Source organism: Roseibium album (genome assembly GCF_965233825.1).
GTDB classification, from domain to species: domain Bacteria; phylum Pseudomonadota; class Alphaproteobacteria; order Rhizobiales; family Stappiaceae; genus Roseibium; species Roseibium album.
In genome coordinates this window covers 3,760,719-3,775,735 of sequence record NZ_OZ247583.1, presented here as the reverse complement: position 1 = coordinate 3,775,735, position 15,017 = coordinate 3,760,719, and the positions used below count along the sequence as shown (strand labels likewise).

Here is a 15,017-nt window from a genome sequence, read left to right as displayed (position 1 = left end):
CTGACCCGGATCGATTTCAGGCTCCACAATCTCCGAAATGCATATAGCGGATCAGGCCGCGTGACCATCGCCGTTTCGGCGCGGATCCGGGCTCGTTTCACCGGCAATCAACACCTCGACGTGGGCCCCGGTATTGTGCGCAAGAAGATTGGCTGCACTTTGAAGTTCATGACTGTGGTCCGGGGCACTTGCGGCAATGAACACGCGGTCGGCAAAACTCAGCATCCTCGCGCTGGCAAGCGAACCGTCGATTGCTCCCAGATCGACCACGACCGCATCATATGTCGATCTGATGGCATCAAGCGCAAGCTTGAAACGATCTGAATTGACCATGCTGTCCGTTATCTCGTACCTGCCGGCCTCGATGATGTGGGCCTTGGACACAGCATCCTTGTAAACGACCTTAGCAAAGGGCATGCGCCCAGACACCACGTCAGAAAATCCTTCGGCAGCCCGGTCATTGGATTGATCCGGGAATACTTCCACAACCAGCGAAGTCCGCCCGTTTTTCGCGGCCTTGCGAACGAGATCGAATGCCAGATCATGAGACAGTGCTTCGTCGTCGACACTCAGAACAACTATACGTCCCCTCACATCTATGTCGCGCGAGAACGCTGCCTTGTAGCTTTTCTTGCCGGAAACGCTCGCCAGCCGCTCCCGTGAAAGCTCCGGTTTCCTTTCCCGTTTTTCACCGCGTTCGATGTCCGGTTCAGGCTCTGGCTTGACGTCATTCTTGTCTTTTTTGCCGCGCAGGCTGTCAATCCAGTCGGGAGCAACGTCCTGGTCATAGCCCCTGTCTGAACTCTTCCGTCCGGGTACGTCGGCCTGACGTTCTTGATCGTCTCTTGCAGGCAGTTCTTCAAAATCCGGTTCCGGCCGGATTTCTTCGATTTTTGACAAACCTTCTACTGGCGCTTCGAACGTTCCACCAGGGCTCCGGACATTTGGCCCAAAGCCATAGTTTGCAGAAGACAGGCCATAACCTTGGTTCCAGCCCAGCGGTTCCCGCGATGTGACAGCTCCGCTGACTGTTTGTGGGCCAGTAGCACTGCCGGGAAAGGCCTCTGACAGGCTTTCATCAGGTTTTCTGCCTTTCACCGGCGCGGTGCCACCACGGTCTGCGTTGACGTGATAAAGTGCCTCGCCGGACAGGAATGCGCGCATAAGGACAAAGGCACATCCGAGAATGAAAGTCGCAAGAGCTGCGATGATCGTGCTCGGGATGATTTTGGGAGAATAGGGCTCCAAAGGAACGCTCGCCCGGGAAATTATCCTCGCATCAGCAGGCAGAACCTGAGCTCGCAGACGCGAATCCGCTTCCTGAAAGCTCAACATGAGCTGATCAAGCTGGGCGGCCTTTGCATTTGCTTCGCGCTCCAGTTCGCTCAATCGGGCCTGATCTGCATTGCTTCTGGCCGCAGCAACCTTCAGCTCGTCAAGTCGCGCTTCCAGGGCAAGTGCCTGTTGATTGGCAACCTTCGCGTCGCTCTCCAGTCCCTGCAAGATCTTGCTGGCTTCCGACCGGATCTGGCGGTCGTAGTCCGCCAACTGCGATTGCAGCGACCGCAATTGCGGATGGTTCGGCAACAAGGTGATCGACAATTCTGCAATATTCGACTGGATTTCGACCTGGCGCTCCCGAAGCCGCTGAATCAGCGTGGAATTGAGAACGTCACTGGCTGTCTCCAGCGACCCGCCCGAGTTCAACAGTTCCCGCAGCAGATCCGCCTTGGCCTGCGACTCCGCTTTCGACGCCTGCGCCGCCGAATAGTCACTGCTTGTTTCGGCAAGCTGCTGCTGGCTCAAAGGAATGTTGTCCGCGCCAATCAGGAGATCCGCACGTGCGCGAAAATCTGCCACCGCCTGCCTTGCAGCCTGGACTTCCTTGCGCAATTCGGCAATCTGCGGCTCGAGCGCGGCCGACGCCAGTTCCGTCGATTGCCGCTTGGCGCTTGATTGCAGCGAAAGGTATTCATCCACGATCGTGTTGGCGACTTTCGCAGCCAGAACAGGATTTTGTGCGGAATAACCTACGGAAATCACACGTGATCCATCGACCTGGAAGATATCCAGATTTTCGTAAAAATGCTTGAGAACCCGCTCTTCCACGCTGTTGCCAGCCGCGTTGCTTTTCAAGCCGATGCTTGTCAGCAGGTTTCCGATCAAGGAACCATTGCCGTTTGCATCGAATTCGGGAATTGCGGCCAGATCCAGTTTCTTGGCGACACGGCGCGCCAGATCTGCGGACATCAGCAACTGAACCTGGCTGGCAACGCCCTCCTGGTCGAGCACCGCCCTTTCCTCTTCGATTCCACGTGACGCACCGGAAAAGGTGTTGTCGGTGATTTCGATCTGAACGCTTGCTTCACTCTTGTATTTAGGAGCAACGAATTGCAGCCCCAGGAAAACGGCAGCGGCAACAATCAGAGTGAGCGGCAGCAGCCAGCCCAGCGAACGGCCAATGGTCCGAAGCAGCCCGCCAAGGTCCAATGCCATGTCATCTTCGGGATATGTCTGCCGCTCTGCATTCATTGCGTTTAATCTCCACGTTCCGGCAAACTATGTCGAATTAGGGTAAGCGATCGGTTAAACCACGCGCAATTGCATGTTCTCTTGCGTTAATAATTTCCCCAGCGGTCTCCGACACACCGTATCGACAGGAAAAGTCTCTTCACCCTCAATTAACCATAACACGCGATGCTGTCCGGGAATTGTAGGAGAGTCGACGATGCGAAGGAGAGCGCTTCTTGTCCTGGGCTTGTGCCTGGGCCTTGCTGCGTGCAGTGGATACAGACAGCCCCCAACAGCGTTTCATGAAACGCTGACGGAACCATATCGTCTGGATTCGAGCGACCGGCTGCGCATCATTGTGTTTGGCCAGGAAGACCTTTCCAACACCTATGTTGTTGATCAAGCAGGTTATATTTCCTTTCCATTGATTGGCAGCGTTGCCGCCAGAGGCCAGACACAACAGGGTCTGGCCGCCGAGATTGGTGCCAAATTACGGCAAGGATATATCCGCAATCCGGATGTCTCGGTGGAAGTTGATACCTACCGGCCGATCTTCATCATGGGCGAGGTGCAAAGTGCGGGCCAATACAACTATGTTGCCGGCATGACCGTCCAGAACGCAATCGCCACCGCCGGCGGTTTCAGCTCCAGGGCACAGCAATCCAGCGTCGACATCACCCGCCAGATTAATGGTGAAATTCTAAACGGCCGTGTTCCCATTTCGGACCCGATCCGGCCCGGTGACACGATTTACGTCCGGGAACGCTACTTCTAGAGATCCGCAAATTAACGTAGGACTCATCTCCGTTTGTTAGGGTGCAGCCTCAATGCCTCACGGGTTCAACAAGAAACCCGGGGGTAAAAACAGGGAAATTGCACCATGACAACGACCCCCTTGCGGATCGTGCATTGTGTCCGTTCGCCTATCGGTGGCATTTTTCGCCATATTCGCGATCTGGCGACCGCACAGTCGGAAGCAGGACACAATGTCGGAGTGATCTGCGACAGCAGTACGGGCAGTGAATACGACAACAGGCTTGTTGAGGAACTGAGGCCACACCTTTCTCTTGGTCTGGCACGCTTTCCAATGCAACGTCAGCTGACCTTTCAGGATTTGTCCGCGACACTGGCACTTTACCGTCATGTCCGCGACCTCAAGCCGGATGTCCTGCACGGGCACGGAGCCAAGGGGGGCGCGTATGCCCGCCTGATCGGCACAACGTTGAGATTGCGCGGAAACATGGTCTCGCGGGTCTATTGTCCGCATGGTGGCAGCCTGCATTATGACCCCAACCGTTTCGAAGGCCGCGTCTACCACCTGCTGGAGGGGATTCTCAGTCGCCTGACGGACGGGATCGTTTTCGTGTCCGACTATGAGGCAGCCGCCTATGAAAGCAAGGTCGGACGCCCCAAAGCCCAAACGCGCATGGTCTATAACGGCTTGACCCCGGAGGAGTTCAACCCGCTCGAGGTGGGCACGGACGCCGCTGACTTTCTCTATATCGGCATGCTGCGCGATCTGAAGGGACCGGACCTCTTTATCGAGGCGCTTTACAATATCCGTCTGAAGACCGGCACCGCCCCGAGCGCGCATATTGTCGGTGAAGGGCCGGACGAAGCCAGATATCACAAGATGGTCGCCTCTCTCGGCCTAGAAAAAGCGATCTCCTTTCACGGCGCCCTTCCCGCCCGCGAAGCATTCAAACTCGCCAAAACCGTCGTCGTTCCCTCGCGGGCAGAAGCGATGCCCTACATTATTCTGGAAACCGTCGCAGCCCAGCGTCCGCTCATCGCAACCCGCGTCGGCGGCGTACCGGAAATCTTCGGCCGCTATGCCGATCGCCTGATCGAACCAGGTCATATCGGCAAGCTCACGGTTGCCATGGAGACTGCACTTACTGCTCCGGAAAGAATGAGTTCGGATGCCAAAGAGCTGCGCAGTTGTCTGGCGGAAACATTCTCGGTCGAGCTCATGAGCGATCGCATCACGACGCTTTACCAGGAGCTAAGGGGTCTCGCACCTGGAGAACCCTCCACTGCGGGAGCAAACAAGGCCACCAGCTCCCGTCCGCGAACCCAGTCCGTTTACGCCAGATCGAGCAACCGATAATGAACACCCCAGCTTTCAAGTCTGCAGAGATCGCCGAGCAACACCCGGTTGACGATCAGCAGCCCGATCTGCGGCAGAACCTGGAAAGACAGTTCAGGCACAGCGTCGATGATGCCATCGGACCACAGAATTTCCACACGTTGCCGTCGGCCAGCAGCGGTCTGTCTGCCGGAGCGCTACAGCTGGCTCAGAGCCTGGGTGGCAAAGGCGTATCGGTTCCTGTCCTGACGGGTTTCGTGCGATTGGCAGATATTCTTTTGATCGTTGCAGGCGCAGCGCTTGCGACGGTAAGCGGGGGTGAACCTTTCGCCGCTGGCTGGGCTCATGTCTTTTCGACATGCGCAGCAGTTCTGGTCACGCTTGCATTCTTCCAGGCCGCCGATGTCTACCAGGTCACGGTGATGCGCCAGGGGCTGTCACAGCTGGGCCGTGTGGCTGCCGGCTGGACACTGGTGTTTGCCATGTTCGCACTTCTGCGCTCGACGACCGGGATCGGTACCGGACTTTCGGATGCCTGGATCGGCTCCTGGTTCGCGCTGGGACTTGCGGGTCTGTGCCTGTCACGATTTGCGGTTTATTCGCTCGTCCGAAACTGGATGAATACCGGCCGCCTGGAACGGCGGGCCATCATCGTCGGCGGCGGGACTGCTGCTGCGGAACTCATTCACGAGCTGGAAGCACAACCGGACAACGACATCCGCATCTGCGGGATATTCGACGACCGGTCCAACGACCGCTCTCCACCTGTGGTCGCCGGCTATCCAAAACTTGGAAACATCAGCGCACTGGTCGAATTCGCACGGCTTGCCCGCATCGACATGCTGATCGTCTGCATTCCACTTCGCGCCGAGAAAAGGGTGCTGGAACTTCTGAAGAAACTCTGGATCCTGCCCGTCGACATCCGGCTTTCCGCCCATACCGACAAGGTAAGATTCCGCAATCGCGGTGCCTCCCTCATCGGAACCGTTCCGTTCGTTGATGTCGTTGAAAAACCGATAGCCGACTGGGACATGGTCGCGAAACGGATCTTTGATCTGGTTTTCGCTTCGCTCGCGATCGTCACGCTGTTTCCCGTGATGATCGCCGCCGCGATCGCAATCAAGCTCGACAGCAAGGGACCGGTCCTCTTCCGGCAGAAACGATACGGCTTCAACAACGAAATCATCGACGTCCTGAAGTTCCGGTCGATGTACACGGACATGTCGGATCCCGACGCCAAGCAGGTCGTCACCAAGGGTGATCCGCGCGTGACAAAAGTGGGCCGGTTCATCCGCAAGACTTCCATCGATGAATTGCCGCAACTCTTCAACGTCCTGGCCGGGAGCCTTTCGCTGGTCGGGCCCCGCCCTCATGCGGTCAACGCCCACACGGACAACGCGACCTGGGACGATGTGGTCGATGGCTATTTCGCGCGTCACAAGGTCAAGCCGGGTGTCACCGGGTGGGCGCAGATCAACGGCTGGAGAGGCGAAGTCGACACTCCGGAAAAGATCCAGAAACGTGTGGAATGCGATGTCTACTACATCGAGAACTGGTCCATCCTGTTCGATCTCAGGATCCTGTTCCTGACGCCCTTTCGCCTCCTCAACACGGAAAATGCCTATTGAGTGTCGCCGGCGGACATCCCGGCGATGTGCTGCGCGCACATGCGCCGATCGGTCTGCCGGTCAAAAGTCTTGGCAACGGCGCGCTCTGGCTGGCAGCCTTTCTCTCCGGATTCGTGATCGAGGAGCCGGCTCCCTATGAACTCTACATGGCGCTTCTGTGTGTGGTCTGGCTGGCCTGCGGCCTGAGGCTTCGCCGGGAATTCGGGCCGCTGATCATCTGCCTGATGCTGTTTGTCACCGGCGGCCTTGCCTCCGTTCCACTGGCCAACGAGTTTGGCGAGGCGGCCATGTATATCGCGGTGACCGGATTTCTTGCCATCACCTCGATATTCTATGCAGCGATCCTGGCAGACGATCCCGGACGATTCCGCATCATTCAGAACGGCTACACGATCAGTGCGGTCTTTGTCTCCGCCATCGGAATCGCGGGGTATTTTCACCTCTTTCCGGGTGCAGAGTATTTCACGCTTTACGACAGGGCCCGCGGCACGTTCCAGGATCCGAATGTCTTCGGACCGTTTCTGGTTCTGCCTGCCCTGCTGCTGATCCAGACCTTGCTGCGAAATTCTGTCCTGAAAAACCTTCACCTTCTTTTGCCTCTGACGGTCCTGTTGCTTGGAATATTTCTGAGCTTTTCCAGAGGTGCCTGGGGGGTGCTCTTTGCCGGCGTGCTTGTCGTCTATTTCCTTGCCCTGGTGACGGAGCAAAGCAACCGGCGCCGGACGCGTCTGGTAATGTTGGGGATTGCCGGCGTGCTGGCCGTGTTCGCACTGCTGGCAGCGGCGCTGTCAATCGACACGGTCGCGGCGATGTTCGAGCAGCGCGCGCGCCTGGTTCAGGACTACGACAGTTCGCGCCTTGGCCGTTTCGCACGCTATGCGCTCGGCTTTCAGCTAGTCATGGAACACCCGCTCGGGCTCGGACCACTTGGCTTTCGCAACTACTTCCCCGAAGATACCCACAACGTTTATCTCAAGGGGTTCACGACCTACGGCTGGTTGGGCGGGACCGCCTATATCGCGCTGGCGCTCTGGACAATCTGCGCGATGGTTCCACTTCTGTTCAAGTCCCGTCCGTGGACCGCCTTCACACAGAGCGTTTTTGCCGTTCTTGTCGCTCACCTGATCCTGTCTGCCATCATCGACACGGACCGCTGGCGTCACATGTACATGCTCTACGGTCTTGCCTGGGGGATGATTGCCACCGACAGGATCGAACGACGACGCTTTCGCCTTTCCGGGATCAAATATCAAAAAGGACGGGCAAGTGCCGATTAAGCACACAACAAGCCGCTTGCGCTCTCAAGACGAACAAGCTAGGTAGGACCCGTTCGGGCAGTAGCGCAGCCTGGTAGCGCACTTCACTGGGGGTGAAGGGGTCGTCGGTTCAAATCCGGCCTGCCCGACCACGAATTCTGCAGTCTTGATCCTGCAAGTTTCTCCTTGACACGTTTGGCATGTTAAAAATATCAATCCCTGATTGAAGAACAGGGGCAATGCAAATGCGTTTACAGGGACTAGTTATTGGTGCTGCACTTTCCATCATGGCTTTTGGAGCACAGGCGGCGCCGGTCACTTTTCAATTCACCGCCAGCGTGACCAAAGTCACGAATGACATAGGCCTATTGGGAGCCTTGAGCGCCGGTGATATCCTGACGGGGATATTTTCGGTCGATCCATCGGACACACCCTCAAGCACTTTCGGAGACTCGAGCACCTATAGCTCTCCGAACGCTTCTCTTTCGGCGACCGTGTCGGGTATTACAATTTCAAGAAAAATAGACCAAATTTCCGTAACTAACGATTCTCCAACGGTCTATGACAGGCTTGATCTGTCGGGTGGCGGAAACGATGATTCCGCCACGGGACTGGGATATGGCTCATCAAGCCTGTCAGTCCTTTTTCAGAACCAGACAAATCCGGACATGCTCACGTCCCAGTCTATCCCTTCGGACTTTTCTTTTTCGGATTTCGACGACAAGAGAAACCTCGCACTGTTCTACTTTACAGGGTTCCGCACACCGGGCGACTTCACTGCGTGGGATGGTATTAATGCCCATATAACTTCGCTTGAACGCGTCGCTCCCGTCCCGCTCCCTGCCGGACTGCCGCTGCTGGCCGCAGGTGTCGGGCTATTCGGCCTTGTTGGATGGCGCCGACAACGGGTATCCGGGAATTAACGCGCCTAGATGAAGACCTTGGAACCCACTCGTCGTTTTTTCACGAAGAGCGGGTTTTGACAGCACCAGTCTGCTCGTCAAAAGCAATTTTTCATTTATGCCGCGCATGTGGAACCCGTGATTACAGCGTTTTACGGGAGAAAATCCAGTTTCGACACCAACAACAAATATCGGCTAAACGCCAACGCCTGCCCTGCCAACCGCAATATTTTGGGTTGCCAAGGTTTTCTCAGTCATCGATGACAATGACGCACACCGCATCGCAGGCAACGACTATTTCGTGCAGCGCATTGTTGGAAGGATGTAAGGTGTTGTTGCGGTACTTCGACCGCGATCTGAATAAAGCCGCGAGATCTTGAAGACACTCGTTTCGATCAGCGATCTTACTCTCTCACCCCTGCCCGGCGACCAACCGTGCTCGGCAATAAGCCGTTGCGGAACGTCCTGGACGATCCCAGGCATTGTTCTCGAGGGAGCCTGGTCATTTGGAAGCGAGGTTCTGGTCAGTACAACGGAAGACATTCCTTATGAAGAAGCGCTGCATTTCTGTCTTCTTGGCGCAGACGGCAAGATTCTGGATCAAATACGGCTGGGCGGCATCTATCAGACAGGTATGTTCGCCCTTCTGAAGACCGGATCCGCAACGATCAGATTTCGGTTTTTCAACCATGCAGCCCATGAGCTTACCGTGAGCGAACAACCTGTCTGGCGGATGCCATTCTTCGGCGACCCCAAGGGGGTCGGTCGCTCCGTCGGCTTTTCAAAACGTCTTTTGGTAGATCGCTCCGAAACCTGAGCCCGCCGTTTCCGCGGTTGCCAAAAACCACTCATGCCAATAGGTTCTTCTTTGCGCACAATAATTTAGCGCGCGCCGCGGGGCGATGTTTGGTGGCGATGAAAGTAAAATCCAGATTTCCGATCACAATCAGCCTGTTCACCGTGACGTTGAGCGTGGCCCTGGCCCTTGCTGCGACAATCATATCCTATACCCATTTTGCCAACCGGACCGCAGCCCTGACGGCTGGGCGCGAGCTTATGGAACGGTCCGCCGAGGTCGTCCGCCTGCGTACCGGGTCGCTGATCGCACCGATCGACGCCATCGCACAATACTCCGGAGACTGGCTGGACGTGACTGCCGTTCCAATAGCCAGCGGCCACCCCGCCCGCAAGCGTCTGATCTCGTTCCTGTCCGCCATGCCGCAGATTGCGAATATCTATATCGGTTACGATGACGGCAGCAACTACCTGATCGGCGCGGCCCGCACGCGGTCCGAAGACCAGCTGAAAGAAAAAGGCGCACCGCAGGAAACGTCCGTTCTTGAACAGATAATACTGCGCGGTAACAGAAAGAGACCCATCCGCATCGAGCGATTTCTGGACGAATACGGCGACACGCTGTCGTCAAATTCCAGTTACGAAATTTCATATGATCCAAGGGAACGGCCCTGGTACCAACTGGCGCTCGAAAGCCCGCACGTGGCGCGCACCGACGTTTATATTTTCGCAGGCTCCAAGGAGCCCGGTTTCACGGTGAGCAAGCGGCACGCAAATGGTGTCGTGGGTGTCGACATCACGCTTGCCGACATCGACCTGTTTCTCGATTCCGAACCCCAGGCGGAGGCAGGAGTGCTTGCGATCATCAACGAGGACGGCACACTTCTGGCAAACTCGTCAATCGGCGACGGCAGCATGTCGGGAGATGACCGAAAGGCGGCCCTGTCAGCGCTTCGCAAGCAGGCTCTCAACCCCGACCACGACAAGGTCAGGACGATCGATGTGAACGGTCATCCCTGGATCACACACCTGTCTGCCATCGAACTCGGTGCCGGTACGCAGGAAAATCTGGCGATCGCCCTTCCCCTCCGGGAAGTTGTCGGCGACATCACCCGCGCGTCTCAGCGTACAATCGCAGTGTCCGTCTTCATTGCGCTTTGCAGCATCCCGCTGGTCTGGCTCGTCTCCCGGTCGCTGTCACGTCCGCTCAAGGTTCTTGCTGCGGGCACGCAGCGGATCCGGAACTTCGATCTCGATCAGCCTTTTCCGCGATCCTCGATCATTGACGAAATCTTCAAGCTGGAAACCGCGCTGGATCAGATGCGCACGTCGCTTCAGACTTTCGGCAGATATGTGCCGAACGCCCTGGTGCATCAGATGATCGAGCGCCAGGAAACGCCGGAGCCAGGCGGCGAAAGGCGTGACATCACGGTTCTGTTCATGGATCTGGAGAACTTCACCGCCATGTCTTCCCGGCTTCAGCCAGAGGAAGTCATGAACCGCATGTCCCGATACTTTGAAATTGTCACGCAGACCCTCCTGGCGCATGACGCAACCATCGACAAGTATATAGGCGATGCCGTCATGGCGTTCTGGAACGCGCCGAACAGCGTCGAAGACCACCCGGCAAAGGCGTGCCGGGCGGCTCTTGCCGTTATCGAGGCCTGCAAGGCCGAAACAGACTCATGGTCCGGCGAAGGACTGCCGCAGGTGCGAACCCGAATTGGTTTGCACACAGGAGATGCCATTGTTGGCAATGTCGGCAGCTCGGACCGATTGAACTACACAGCGCTTGGCGACACGGTCAACCTTGCTTCCAGGCTTGAGGCACACAACCGGCAAACCAAAACCAGCATCCTGATCAGCCCGGATCTCGCCAGACTCGTTGAAGGAGCCTTTTCCATCAGGTCGGTCGGTGAAGCGAAGATCAAGGGTTACGACAAAGCTGTGAGCGTCTTCGAACTCAGATCATGAAGTCAGCAGCCGGACCGTCACTCCGAAAACAATGCCTTCAGACAGAAAATCTTTTTGCTTTTCTTCAGATTTTTGTTCGCGTCCCGAGATGAACGATACAGCTTCCGCCGAAGCCAAGGAAGCTGGGGGTGGTTATGCGCCAACCCGTCTTTAACAAGCAGGTAATGTGCGATGTACCGGTTCATGTGTTTCCTTCCGAGAAGAAAGACAATGCACAGAGCGCAGCTTTTCAACAATTTCAGGATTTGAAGGCAAAGACCATGTTTTCGAGCCCAGCCAAGTGCCCGGAAAGGCAAAAAAAGAAAGCCTCGCAAATCCGGTTTCAATAGATTTGCGAGGCCAGTCAGGTTGCAAAGGCTACGCAACCATGCGCCTCCATAACGTAGGGGAACACAGCTGTAAATGACGGCGATGAGCATTCCGGTACGGAAGGAAAAAGTATGCGAACAAACCACATCCAACCGCTCGTGCCAGGGTTCTTTTTTCCAGTCAAACCCGAGTGTTTTCAGTAGACACGAGACGGCGCTTCACTTGAGCTTCACGATGCAAGTATCTGTGCACAAGTGTCTTTCAGGTCGATTTCGACGCAATTAATTGGCCCCTTTGCATGGGTTTCGGACTATCGCGCGAAATATAGCACCTCATGCAACCTTGAGAAAAAATCAACTTTCGCCGCTCAGATCCGCCAATCGGTGAAAACGGTCTGCAGCATCTCCATAAACGGCAAATCCAACACAAACGAAAACCCGCCCGCAACGTTGGCAGCGGACGGGCTCAAAACCAGGTTCAGAGTGTTGCGTCAGGCTTCTTCGCGTCGGCGCCATCCAAAGAAGCCGAGGACCGCGAGACCCGCGCCCAACAGCGGGAGCGCCGCAGGAACAGGCACCGGTGTCACACGAACGGCGTCGAGGTCAAACCCGCCGGTCGACCTGCCCCGCGTCGGAGACGTATCCAGAATACGGACGGTATTGAATGTCCCTGCAAGTCCGATCGGAACCATGCCGCCGCCCTGAGCAGCCGCGTTAGAAATGCTACCGATAGAAGTGAAATCAATGCCATCACCTACGAATACTTCCACCGATTCCGGCCAGCTCGAAACAGTTCCGAAAGTGACTTCGAACAATTTGACGCTCGTGTCGAACACCGCGCCGAAAGTAAGATCGATGTAGCTACCGAAACCGATTTCGAAAAAACTATCGTCGGCAGCGCCGAGCGCGTTCAAGGCATTGCCGCGATTGTTTGAAGTACCGCGCGCCGCATTCTTGTCGTAGGTGATCGTCGTGGCATAGCCATCAGCGAAGCCACCTGTGCCAACTGTTTCCCAATCAGGAGTGACGGGCGCAGCTGATACAGCCAACGTGCTCACAAGGAACAATGTGGCCGTCAGGGTGGAGCGTGCATATCCAAACATCAAATTTCTCAATCTTTATCGTAACTTAATTGAAGCAGTTGTCCGCATTGCTGGTAGCGTGTTCGTTGCAATTGTGTCAATAGCGTTCATGCATTCTTAACCGTGGCTGACAGCCTTTCCAATGTTCTGGTTAATACAGGAAGACCTTGCCGATTGTCAGGAACGACGACGGACAACCAGGGCTGAGGCCCACATCGTCCGCCAGTTGGAACCCAGGCAGTGTTCGTGTCCGGGTGTCGTCACCGCCGTTCAAATTCCATCATCTTCGCCAGGACATGCAGCTACTCCAAGCTGTGACTTGAAATTTTTCAAGCTTGCACCACAATATGGAAACGGTGTTTCAACAGGCAGCTTCCCGCACGGGCATTTGCAGTGACCGCCTTGAAAACAATTGTTAGTTTTCCTGATGCATTAATTGCCGCGACCATAAGCTACGTGCAATCGGCGCGGCGAGACTGTAACTGGACCGGGAAACATATGTCACCGATAGAAGACCTGCGTGATGAACTGATCGGGAAATATGCGCGCATAGCGAACACGGTGCAGGCATATTTCAGCGACGACGATCTGCTGATCGACCTGCGCAAGCAGCTCGATACGCTGTTGAAAAGCAGAAACGAGTCGCTTTCGATGGAAGTATACACGCTCGTTGTTTTGCGCGCCTTTCGAACACTCCGGGGGGCGTGAAGGTTTGACCGATCTGCAAACGTTCCTGGACAATGAGGCGGAAGCCTATGCGGACATGTTCGAAGGTGGATATGTTATCAGGGGATTTATACGATCGATCATAGAAGGATATGATGGGAAATCGGATTGGCGGGAGTTTACTCCCGAAGAACGTAGCGAGATTATTCTGAACTGCCACAGGATAGTGGAACTCCTGCGGCAGGCCGAAGAAGGATGAGGAAGGAAGATGCACATCAAGCGCGTTGACCCAGCCAACATGACAGGACTGGCTGGTCAGCACATACAGGAACTTGATGCATATCTGCGGCAGACAGACGGCGCGTTCCGTCCGGACATGCCGCAATTCAATCGCGTTGTCTTTACGTCGATCAAGGCAAGTGGCGACCATATCCCGCAAATCGGTTACGTCGGCAAAAACAGCTATATCAAGGAAGTGATGGAGGGTCAGTTCGGCAGCGACTTCGCTTCCGCCATCCGAAATCAGGACCCTCAGTTCGATCAGGCAGTCGCCGGTGGTTTCGCCAGGGCTGCCCAGGGTGACCGTGTCTTTGAACTGGTCGAAATGGAAGTCACACCGCCAGGAGCACTCACGAATATCCCGGTCAGCTACTACCGCCTGATTGAGCGGCTCTGGCTGGGTACGCCTCAACCGGTACTGGTCAATCTAACTCTTCCAACGTCAGCCCAGTTCCATGAGCATCTATTTTTGCTAGATAGAGCACATCTGACGGCCAATTGAAAAGGAACATGTCATCCTGCTTCCGGTCGGCCGGCGGGTTCACCCATCTTGTTGCATAAGGATAACGGTGAAACGCGCCGTAAACATCTCCAAGCGATTTTCGAATCCTGTCGGCCCGCGCCAGTCCCACGCAAACCGCGGCATCCTTCCAGGTTGCCAGACCGAGGTAAAGGTTCATCCTGGCAATGAGTGCAAGCCGTTCAAGCGACACTTTCGCCGACCCGAAGCCCGATACATTCAGCGCGTCGCCTGAGTATATGACCTTGCCCTGGATCTCTTCCATCGGCGGGCAGACCCAGGAATGGTCGACCTTATACGCGTCCCCGTAGATCCTGGACAGTTGCAGGCGGTGGTATTCAAGGTAGTTCATACCACCTGTGTCAAAGAGCTGACTGCAATAGAAGGAAACAGGTTCCTCGCCCGCAAACGCGACGTGGCAGAAACCGTTGTGGCCGTTGAAATCAAAAAACCTTGTCTGAAAAAACGGGGTTACATCCTTGCCGCAGGCTTCCAGCGTCGGAACCACTTCACGGAAGTCGCGCAGCACACGGACAGAACACCCAAGCGCATAGAGCCTGGTTCGACAGGCGGAATACGCATTGAACAAAATAGAAACGTCTTCAGGTCCCAAGGAACCCCCCATTACGCCACGTCGAAAGTCCGAATAGATGCGGTCAGTGAGAAATGAACTGGATGATCTTCCTACCGGTCACCGGCGAAACCCTAACTCCTGAAACCTATCAATCCGGCGATTTGGCTATTCCAGGCACCACGCGATCACTATTATTCGCTATCAGTTATTTTGCCTAGAAAAAATCGTACAATTTACCATAAATTGGAGCTTAACTGGATAACAGAACCCCACCAATTCCAGTAAAATTTTAATTAAAGTTTGAACAAATGGCCGCCGGTGAGTACGCAGATTGAAAAATGTGCCTTACACAACCTTCTCAACCTGTAATATACTATATTTGATTGTATTTTTGGATGTATTTGAGCGGAACGGTTAACCGACCAATCAGTGT

At 55.5% G+C, this 15,017-nt stretch carries 13 protein-coding genes and 1 tRNA gene; 11 read left to right on the top strand and 3 right to left on the bottom strand.

Annotated elements, in window-relative coordinates; genetic code table 11:
- Nucleotides 1-51 precede the first annotated feature (51 nt).
- Complete coding sequence (locus ACO6TI_RS17195) at nucleotides 52-2,532, bottom strand: succinoglycan transporter (RefSeq protein WP_422382954.1); 2,481 nt, start codon at nucleotides 2,530-2,532, stop codon at nucleotides 52-54.
- Nucleotides 2,533-2,728: 196 nt separating this feature from the next.
- Between ACO6TI_RS17195 and ACO6TI_RS17190 the strand changes: the two genes are divergently transcribed.
- From ACO6TI_RS17190 to ACO6TI_RS17155, 8 genes are all read left to right on the top strand, one after another.
- A complete protein-coding gene (locus tag ACO6TI_RS17190) occupies nucleotides 2,729-3,286 on the top strand; it encodes a polysaccharide biosynthesis/export family protein (protein ID WP_055118797.1) in 558 nt (185 codons plus the stop codon).
- Nucleotides 3,287-3,391: 105 nt separating this feature from the next.
- Nucleotides 3,392-4,621, top strand: a complete 1,230-nt coding sequence (locus tag ACO6TI_RS17185; protein ID WP_422382953.1) for a glycosyltransferase — start codon at nucleotides 3,392-3,394, stop codon at nucleotides 4,619-4,621.
- Complete coding sequence (locus ACO6TI_RS17180) at nucleotides 4,621-6,228, top strand: undecaprenyl-phosphate glucose phosphotransferase (RefSeq protein WP_055118802.1); 1,608 nt, start codon at nucleotides 4,621-4,623, stop codon at nucleotides 6,226-6,228. The genes ACO6TI_RS17185 and ACO6TI_RS17180 overlap by 1 nt, the downstream gene beginning before the upstream one ends.
- The gene (locus tag ACO6TI_RS17175) at nucleotides 6,225-7,505 is read left to right on the top strand and encodes an O-antigen ligase family protein (RefSeq protein ID WP_209003797.1); all 1,281 of its coding nucleotides are present in this window, start codon (nucleotides 6,225-6,227) and stop codon (nucleotides 7,503-7,505) included. The genes ACO6TI_RS17180 and ACO6TI_RS17175 overlap by 4 nt, the downstream gene beginning before the upstream one ends.
- A 54-nt stretch (nucleotides 7,506-7,559) precedes the next feature.
- A tRNA-Pro gene (locus tag ACO6TI_RS17170) sits at nucleotides 7,560-7,636 on the top strand.
- Between the two features lie 93 nt (nucleotides 7,637-7,729).
- Nucleotides 7,730-8,407, top strand: coding sequence for a hypothetical protein (locus ACO6TI_RS17165; RefSeq protein WP_422382952.1), 678 nt, complete (start codon nucleotides 7,730-7,732; stop codon nucleotides 8,405-8,407).
- A 355-nt stretch (nucleotides 8,408-8,762) separates the two neighbouring features.
- Entirely contained in the window at nucleotides 8,763-9,203 is a 441-nt protein-coding gene (locus ACO6TI_RS17160; RefSeq protein ID WP_196893002.1) for a hypothetical protein, read from the top strand.
- 98 nt (nucleotides 9,204-9,301) lie between these two features.
- Complete coding sequence (locus tag ACO6TI_RS17155) at nucleotides 9,302-11,155, top strand: adenylate/guanylate cyclase domain-containing protein (RefSeq protein WP_422385316.1); 1,854 nt, start codon at nucleotides 9,302-9,304, stop codon at nucleotides 11,153-11,155.
- A gap of 799 nt (nucleotides 11,156-11,954) precedes the next feature.
- On the opposite strand, the gene ACO6TI_RS17150 is transcribed toward ACO6TI_RS17155, so the two are convergent.
- Nucleotides 11,955-12,566 carry a PEP-CTERM sorting domain-containing protein gene (locus ACO6TI_RS17150; RefSeq protein WP_055118813.1) on the bottom strand — a complete coding sequence of 204 codons (612 nt, stop codon included), beginning with the start codon at nucleotides 12,564-12,566 and terminating at the stop codon, nucleotides 11,955-11,957.
- 477 nt (nucleotides 12,567-13,043) lie between these two features.
- Here ACO6TI_RS17150 and ACO6TI_RS17145 point away from each other — a divergent pair, with 477 nt between their 5' ends.
- The 3 genes from ACO6TI_RS17145 to ACO6TI_RS17135 are packed head-to-tail and all read left to right on the top strand — an operon-like array spanning nucleotide 13,044 to nucleotide 13,992.
- On the top strand, nucleotides 13,044-13,253 hold the full coding sequence (locus tag ACO6TI_RS17145) for a hypothetical protein (RefSeq protein WP_196878731.1): 210 nt from the start codon (nucleotides 13,044-13,046) through the stop codon (nucleotides 13,251-13,253).
- 4 nt (nucleotides 13,254-13,257) lie between these two features.
- Nucleotides 13,258-13,470, top strand: a complete 213-nt coding sequence (locus tag ACO6TI_RS17140; RefSeq protein WP_144436152.1) for a hypothetical protein — start codon at nucleotides 13,258-13,260, stop codon at nucleotides 13,468-13,470.
- A 9-nt stretch (nucleotides 13,471-13,479) separates the two neighbouring features.
- The gene (locus tag ACO6TI_RS17135) at nucleotides 13,480-13,992 is read left to right on the top strand and encodes a hypothetical protein (protein ID WP_104704611.1); all 513 of its coding nucleotides are present in this window, start codon (nucleotides 13,480-13,482) and stop codon (nucleotides 13,990-13,992) included.
- Here the strand turns inward: ACO6TI_RS17135 and ACO6TI_RS17130 are convergent.
- A complete protein-coding gene (locus ACO6TI_RS17130) occupies nucleotides 13,913-14,623 on the bottom strand; it encodes a hypothetical protein (RefSeq protein WP_144436153.1) in 711 nt (236 codons plus the stop codon). The two genes, ACO6TI_RS17135 and ACO6TI_RS17130, sit on opposite strands and share 80 nt — an antisense overlap.
- Nucleotides 14,624-15,017 lie beyond the last annotated feature (394 nt).